Origin of the sequence: Cohnella sp., assembly GCF_041641335.1 — a bacterium.
Taxonomy (GTDB): domain Bacteria; phylum Bacillota; class Bacilli; order Paenibacillales; family Paenibacillaceae; genus Cohnella.
The window spans coordinates 53,465-59,995 of the sequence record NZ_JBEPYQ010000036.1; the positions used below are offsets into that span (position 1 = coordinate 53,465).

Here is a 6,531-nt window from a genome sequence, read left to right on the forward strand (position 1 = left end):
CCATTCACTTTAGCGGCCGTGTAGCGGTTCGCCGTAATTTTCAGGCCGAGATAATATTCCTTGACAGGAATATTCCTATAGGAGTATATTTGATTGGCGAATAATTTCGATAAACGGTTTAAGCTGAAAACGGAGGAATGAAAATGACAGTGAGATCAGAAGGTAAAGAGTTAGTCATAACGCGCGTATTCCAAGCGCCTCTCGAACTGGTATTCCAGGCATGGTCCGAGGCGGAACATCTGAAGCGCTGGTGGGGACCAAAAGGGTTTGAAATCCACGTCGCGGAACTGGACTTCCGACCGGGCGGCTTTTTCCACTATCGCATGCAAGCTTCCGACGGTACGCAAATGTGGGGGAAGTTCGTGTATCGGGAAATCGTTGCTTTGGAGAAGATCGTCTGGGACAACAGCTTCTCGGATGAGTCGGGCAACATTGTCCGTGCTCCGTTCAGCGACTTGATCCCGCTGGAAATACGCAATTCGGTCGTCTTCAGCGCAAATCAAGGTGCGACCACAATAACCTTGCGCAGCGCGCCGATCAACGCAAGCGCGGAAGAAATAAGCTTCTTTGAGGGCATGTTCGATTCCATGCTAGAGGGCTTCGGAGGAACGTTCGATCAGCTCGAACAATATTTGCAACATAAGGATGGCGCCTTCTAAGAAACAAGATGCGAAATGTGATTTCAAACGGCGCGATCCTCAGCCCGGGAAGGCAACGGATCGCGCCGAAATGCGCTCAGCTATTCACTTTGGCGACCGTATTGCGGTTTACCGGAACTTTCAGCCCCAGGTTGCCGCGAAGCGTATCCGACTCGTACTCGGTACGGTAGATGCCGCGCTCCTGAAGAATCGGGACGACGAGTTCGACGAAGTCGTTCAAGCCGCTCGGGAGCTGGGAGTGGATGATGAAGCCGTCCGCGCCTTCCTCCTCGTACCACTGCTGAATCAGATTAGCGACATGCTCCGGCGTGCCGACGAATGGTCCGCGCGGCGTCGCCGAGCGCAGCGCCACCTGGCGAAGCGTGAGTCCCTGCTCGCGGGCTTGCTTCTTGATTTTGTCCGTGCCGCTGCGGAAGCTGTTGCTGCCCAGATCGCCGATGTCCGGGAACGGCTCGTCGAGCGGGTACGGCGAGAAGTCGTGATGCTCGAAGAAGCGGCCGAGATAGTCGAGCGCCTTCTCGATGCTGACGAGGCTCGCGATCTCCTCGTATTTGCGGTCGGCTTCCTCCTGCGTCCGGCCGATGATCGGCGAGATGCCCGGCAGGATGACGATGTCGTCGGCCTCGCGGTCGTAACCGATCGCCCGCGTTTTCACGTCCTTGTAGAACGCTTGAGCCTCCTCCAGCGTCTCGTGTCCGGTGAAGACGGCGTCGGCGCCTTTGGCCGCGAGGTTTTTGCCGCTTTCGGAGGAGCCCGCCTGGAACACGACCGGCTGTCCCTGCTTGGAACGCGCGATGTTGAGCGGTCCTTCCACGCTGAAGTATTGTCCCTTGTGATTCAGCCGATGCAGCTTCGAAGGATCGAAGAAGACGCCGGACTCCTTGTCGCGGACGAATGCGTCGTCCTCCCAGGAATCCCACAGCCCCCTCGTCACCTCCAGATGCTCCTCGGCGATTTTATACCGTTCGTCGTGCGTCGGATGCTCCGGCTTCCCGAAGTTGCGGGCGGAGCCTTCGAGCGGCGAAGTGACGAGATTCCAGCCCGCGCGGCCGCCGCTCAGCTGATCGAGGGAGGCGAACTGGCGCGCTACCGTGAACGGCTCGCTGTACGAGGTCGACAAAGTGCCGACGAGACCGATACGGCTCGTGACCGAAGCCAGCGAGGAGAGCAGCGTCAGCGGCTCGAAACGGTTCAGAAAGTGCGGGATCGATTTCTCCGTAATGTAGAGACCGTCCGCGATAAAGACGAGATCGAATTTGCCGGCCTCGGCAACCAGCGCTTGCTGCTTGTAGAACGGAAAGCTGACGCTGGCGTCCGCGGGAACTTCGGGATGCCTCCACCCGGCGATGTTGCCCCCTACTCCGTGAATAATCGCTCCGAATTTGATTTTCTTGCGTTGTGCCATGTCCGATTCCTCCCTCAATTTGATCTTCTTATACGTTCAGAAGCGCCGTGTCCGACAGCTTCAGACGATAGCTTTTGACTAACACGGTGCCGCTATGGAACTCCTTGTCGTACGCCCGCTCGAAGCCGAGCCGTTCGTACAGCCTGACCGCCGAATCCATCATATCCGACGTGTGCAGATGCAGCGTATCCGCTCCCCATTCCTTAATGAGTCGGACGCTCCCGCGGATCAGCTCCGTGGCGATTCCGTTGCCGCGAGCGCCCGGAAGAACGCCCAACAGCCGAATGATCGGGTTATGGATTTCGAGCTGCGGCGAACCGTAGGCGGTTACCGACGAGTCGTAAATAAACACGCTGCCGACAAGCTTGCCGTCCAGCTCGGCCACCAGCCTCGCTTTCGTCGTGGGGGCGTCGACGGCTTCCACGATGCTTTCCTTGTACTGCGTCCACCTTTCGGGCGACAGCGCAGCTTCGTACTGGCTGTACGCCTCGAGGAGCACGTTCAGAACCGCTTCGCGGTCCCGCTCCTCTGCATGTCGAACGATCGTTTGGCCGCTCGGCATTTTCTCCACCCGCTTTCTGCGTAAAAATAGCTCGTCTTCCCGTCTTCAGACCGCGCCGCTCGACTCCCGGGAGCTTTTCTCCCCCTGCCTGATTCGTTCGATCTGCCCGAGATGGTGATGAACGTGGTCAATGAACGCCTGCGCGATGCCTGCGACCGTTACGGTGAGCCCCTTGAAGTTCACGCCCGACTTGTTCCAGTCCTCCGGAGACAATCTGCGGAACAGCAAACTGTTGTAAAGAAGAAGCGCCCGGAAAGCTTCCAATACGTCGGCGGCTTTAGCCGAGTTCGCGCGCTGTCCGGCCACCCATTCGTCCTGGGAGAACGCCGGCAGGCGAGCTTCCGACCCGGCCAGCACTTCGCGAAGGCGGAAGGAAACGACGAGGTTGTGGTCCGCCAAATGCGTCAGCACCTCCGTCACGCTCCACGACTTCTCCGACGCCTTCCAGACGAGCTGTTCGTCGGACAAGCCGGCTATGGCCTCCTGCAAAAGATCGTGAGTCCGAACATAATTATCGATGGATACTGGAGATTGACTCATGGATGGATACGCCTCCTTTGGAATGATGGATCAGGTACGACCGGGCTGGGAAAACCGCGTTGCGGAAAACCTTCCGATCTCCTGCCCCCATCTACCCAGCTCGATTTGGTTGGCGAGAAGCTCGCCGACGACGCTGGAAAATTTGAAGCCGTGACCGGAAAAGCCGCCCGCCAGCAGCACGTTCGAATGTTCCGGATGCTGGTCGATAATGAAATGTTCGTCCGGCGTATGCTCGTATTTGCATACGGAGCCGCGGAGCAGCTTGCCCGCCGCGCCCGGCAGGAACGCATTCAGCGCCTTCCGCAAATCCCCCTCGTCCTCCCGGTACGCCCCGAACGGCGCAAGCTCTTCGCCGGGCTTCCACTCGCAGCCGCCGTCATGCCGCCCGATTTTGACCCCGGCGCCTCCGACGCTTGGAAAACCGTAGTAGCCTCCCGTCCCGTCTCCGAACGTAAATCCGGGAAACCGTTCGGCGTCGTAAGCGTTCGTCTCCGGCTGGAACCAGCCGACGACTTTGCGCACGGCGCGGATCGGCAGGCGGACGAACGGCTCCAGCGTCTTGAACCACGCCCCCGCGCTGACGATGACTTGACCCGCGATATATTCGCCCTTGTCCGTATGCACGGTCACGAACGAGGCCGTCGGCTCGATACGCGTCACGAAGGCGTTCGTCAGCAGCTTGGCGCCGGCCTGCAGCGCCAGCTTCCGGAAGGCGGCCACGCATTTGTCGCTGTACAGCAGCCCCGCTTCCGGCTCGTACATCGCCCGGTAGGCATCGGGCAGACGCACGGCCGGCCAGCGTTCGCGCGCCTGCTCCGCGCTCAGATCCTCGAACGGAACGCCCAGTTCGGCCGAATACTGGAATCGGTCTCCGTAGGAATAGGCGGAAGGATCGAACAAGTTCAGCACGCCCGTTCTTTCCAGCAGCTTTTCCCCGGAGGCGTCCTCCAGCTCCTGCCACAGCTCGTCGGCCCGCAGGGCAAGCTTCACGTAATCCGGTCCGCCGCTGTACACGTGCCGGATGAGCCGGGTGTCGCCGTGATGGCTGCCTTGCGCATGCGGCGGATCGAAGGCGTCGATAAGCAGCGTCTTGAGTCCCCGGCGCGCCAGCTCATAGCCCGCGCTCATCCCCATCGACCCTGCGCCGGCGATAATGACGTCGTAAAGTTTGCGTATGGCGGCTCCCCCCTTTACTCGGACAACCGGACAAGGGCGTCGACGGCGAGAGAGGCGAAGAAAGACGCCCCGATCGGCAGCGCGCGCTCGTCGACGTCGAAGGCCGGGTGGTGCCATTCCTGCGGTCCCGAAGTGCCGAGGAAAAAGAAGCTGCCCGGCACTTGCCGCAAGTAGAAGGAGAAATCCTCCCCCGCTGGCGAAGGAATCGGCTCCACAACCTGCAAGCCGATCGCCTTGGCCGTCGCGGCCGATTGCTCGGCCCATACCGGATCGTTGACGACGGCCGGCGGGCCGTCGAGCCAGCGGACCGTCGCCTCCGCGCCCAGTGCCGCGCCGACGCCGGTAACGATCTGATCGAAGCGCTCGCGCACCTTCGTCCGCACCTTCTCGTCAAACGTGCGTAAGGTGCCGTCGAACACGGCCTGGTCGGCGATAACATTCCAGGCGGTGCCGCTGTTCAGCCGCGTCACGCTGACGACGGCGCCGTCCAGCGCGCCGACGTTGCGGCTGACGATCGACTGCAGCGCGGTAATGATATGCGCGGAGGCGACGATCGGGTCGATGCCCGCCTCCGGCACGGCGGCGTGCGTCCCGAGCCCTTTCACCTCGACGATGAAGCCGTCTGCGGCGGCCATGAGCGGTCCGGCTTTGATGCCGATCGTGCCGACCGGCAGGTCCGGCTTGTTGTGCAGGCCGAAAATCGCGCTTACGCCCTCCAGCGCGCCGCTCGCGATCACTTGCGATGCGCCCTTCGCCTTCTCCTCGGCAGGCTGAAACAGGAAACGAACCGTCCCCTTCAGCTCAGCTTCCCGCTGCTTCAGCAGCAGAGCGGCGCCCAGAACGGCTGCCGTATGGAAATCATGCCCGCAGGCGTGCATTTTGCCGGGAATGCGCGAAGCGAACGGCAGCCCCGTCTCCTCCTGCACGGGCAGCGCGTCGATATCGGCCCGGATCGCGACGATCGGGCCTCCCCGTCCGACTTCGGCGACGACGCCGGTACGCAGCGGGTAGTCCGCGATGCGGATGCCGGCTTCGCTCAGCCACCCGCGAATCGACGCGGTCGTCTCGAATTCTTCATGGGACAATTCCGGATGGGCATGCAGTTGACGCCGGATGGCGACTAATTGTTCGAATAGCGGCTCGGCCGCGAATGTACTCATCGTATCCATCCCTCCTTGCTTCCATGTTAGCACGAAAACGGGGCGCCCGGCCTTAGACGGGCTGCTCCTCGAACGCCTCCTTCAGCAGCCGGAACGAACGCACCCGCTTCTCGAAATCGGGGATGATCGTCGTGAAGATCAATTCGTCCGCCCCGTAGCTCATCTGGAGCTCCAGTAGCCTGCGGCGCACCGTCTCTTTCGTGCCTTTCGTGATGTCGGCGTCGCGAACATCCGCCGTATACGTCTCGCCGGCCTGCCGCGCAAATTCCTCGGCCTGCTCCAGCGAGCCTACGTTGACGGTTTTGCCGCTGGCCAGCGTCACGCGAACGCTCTTGAATTGGCCGGCGAGCTCCGCCGCCTCTTCTTCCGTATCGGCCGCGATGACGGAGAGGCCGAGCAGCGTGCGCGGCTGGCCGCCCTTGGCCCGATTAAAGCTGCCGCGGTACACGTCGAACGCTTCGCGCGCGGTGTCCGGGTCGCTGTTGATGAAGAGCGCGAACGCATAAGGATAGCCTCGCTCCGCAGCCAGCTTGGCGCTGGACACGCTCGTTCCGAGCAAGATCACATCGGCGGGCTGCTCGGGCAGAGGATTCGCCTGCAATCCGGCCAGCGGCTCGTCTTCGGAGACCGGACCGCGCAAGTATTGTTCAAGCTGGGACAGCTTCTCCTCCAGCGACTCCGGTTCGGCGACGCCCTTCTGCAGCGCCTTCGTCGAACGCGGCAGTCCTCCGGGCGCGCGCCCGATGCCGAGATCGACCCTTCCCGGGGCAAGCGAGGCGAGTACGTTGAAGTTTTCCGCCACCTTGTAGGGACTGTAATGCTGAAGCATCACGCCGCCGGAACCGATGCGGATCTTGTCCGTGCGGGCCAGCAGATGGGAGATCAGCACCTCCGGGGAAGCTCCCGCCATCTGCGAGGAATCGTGGTGCTCGGACACCCAGAACCGCTCGAAGCCGAGCTCCTCCGCGATTTGCGCCAGGCGGATAGTATTGGCCAGCGCCTCGGAAGGCGTCTGCCCGGGGAATACGA

The 6,531-nt window shown here is 61.6% G+C and carries 7 protein-coding genes; 1 reads left to right on the forward strand and 6 read right to left on the reverse strand.

The annotated features are described in order from the left end of the window. Positions 1-143: 143 nt before the first annotated feature. Positions 144-659: an SRPBCC family protein gene (locus ACESLM_RS13940; protein ID WP_372632179.1), complete on the forward strand. Its 516-nt coding sequence runs from the start codon at positions 144-146 to the stop codon at positions 657-659. Positions 660-735: 76 nt separating this feature from the next. On the opposite strand, the gene ACESLM_RS13945 is transcribed toward ACESLM_RS13940, so the two are convergent. The 6 genes from ACESLM_RS13945 to ACESLM_RS13970 form a co-directional block, all read right to left on the reverse strand. Next, entirely contained in the window at positions 736-2,064 is a 1,329-nt protein-coding gene (locus ACESLM_RS13945; RefSeq protein ID WP_372632180.1) for an LLM class flavin-dependent oxidoreductase, read from the reverse strand. A 28-nt stretch (positions 2,065-2,092) separates the two neighbouring features. Further along, a complete protein-coding gene (locus ACESLM_RS13950; RefSeq protein ID WP_372632181.1) occupies positions 2,093-2,626 on the reverse strand; it encodes a GNAT family N-acetyltransferase in 534 nt (177 codons plus the stop codon). A 45-nt stretch (positions 2,627-2,671) separates the two neighbouring features. Further along, positions 2,672-3,166: a DinB family protein gene (locus ACESLM_RS13955; RefSeq protein ID WP_372632182.1), complete on the reverse strand. Its 495-nt coding sequence runs from the start codon at positions 3,164-3,166 to the stop codon at positions 2,672-2,674. 30 nt (positions 3,167-3,196) lie between these two features. Next, positions 3,197-4,342, reverse strand: coding sequence for an N-methyl-L-tryptophan oxidase (solA, locus tag ACESLM_RS13960; RefSeq protein ID WP_372632186.1), 1,146 nt, complete (start codon positions 4,340-4,342; stop codon positions 3,197-3,199). A gap of 14 nt (positions 4,343-4,356) precedes the next feature. Next, positions 4,357-5,502, reverse strand: coding sequence for an amidohydrolase (locus ACESLM_RS13965; protein WP_372632183.1), 1,146 nt, complete (start codon positions 5,500-5,502; stop codon positions 4,357-4,359). A 52-nt stretch (positions 5,503-5,554) separates the two neighbouring features. Continuing rightward, positions 5,555-6,531, reverse strand: a 977-nt coding sequence (locus ACESLM_RS13970) for an LLM class flavin-dependent oxidoreductase (protein ID WP_372632184.1), incomplete at its 5' end; no start/stop codon positions are given.

Excerpts from the sequence above, each read along its gene's own strand:
- ACESLM_RS13950 (WP_372632181.1), bottom strand. The coding sequence starts at position 2,626 with ATGCCGAGCGGCCAAACGATCGTTCGACATGCAGAGGAGCGGGACCGC.
- ACESLM_RS13945 (WP_372632180.1), bottom strand. The coding sequence starts at position 2,064 with ATGGCACAACGCAAGAAAATCAAATTCGGAGCGATTATTCACGGAGTA.
- ACESLM_RS13965 (WP_372632183.1), bottom strand. The coding sequence starts at position 5,502 with ATGAGTACATTCGCGGCCGAGCCGCTATTCGAACAATTAGTCGCCATC.
- ACESLM_RS13955 (WP_372632182.1), bottom strand. The coding sequence starts at position 3,166 with ATGAGTCAATCTCCAGTATCCATCGATAATTATGTTCGGACTCACGAT.
- ACESLM_RS13940 (WP_372632179.1), top strand. The coding sequence starts at position 144 with ATGACAGTGAGATCAGAAGGTAAAGAGTTAGTCATAACGCGCGTATTC.